This window comes from Microseira wollei NIES-4236, assembly GCF_020521235.1.
Taxonomy (GTDB): domain Bacteria; phylum Cyanobacteriota; class Cyanobacteriia; order Cyanobacteriales; family Aerosakkonemataceae; genus Microseira; species Microseira wollei.
Genome location: NZ_BLAY01000802.1, coordinates 1 through 229 on the forward strand (window position 1 = coordinate 1; position 229 = coordinate 229).

Annotated in this window: 1 protein-coding gene; it reads left to right on the plus strand. The window is 54.6% G+C overall.

The genetic code is table 11. From position 1 onward, the window contains the following. Window positions 1–21: 21 nt before the first annotated feature. Window positions 22–229, plus strand: a 208-nt coding sequence (locus MiSe_RS50555; RefSeq protein ID WP_226595168.1) for a hypothetical protein, incomplete at its 3' end; no start/stop codon positions are given.

Genomic DNA, 229 nt, shown 5'->3' on the forward strand with positions numbered 1-229 from the left:
ACTTACACAGGTGCCTACACCGTGACTCAAGCTGACATCGACGCCGGCGGTAACATTCTCAACACGGCAACAGCGGATAGTACTCAAACGCCGTCTGAAAGTGCTTCTACTTCGGTTCCCGTTGAGCCGAAACCAGACCTCAACATCACCAAGACAGCCTCCGTACCCGGTGGCACCGCCGATGTGGTGGGCGAAGTCATCAGCTACAGCATCGTTGTAGATAACAACG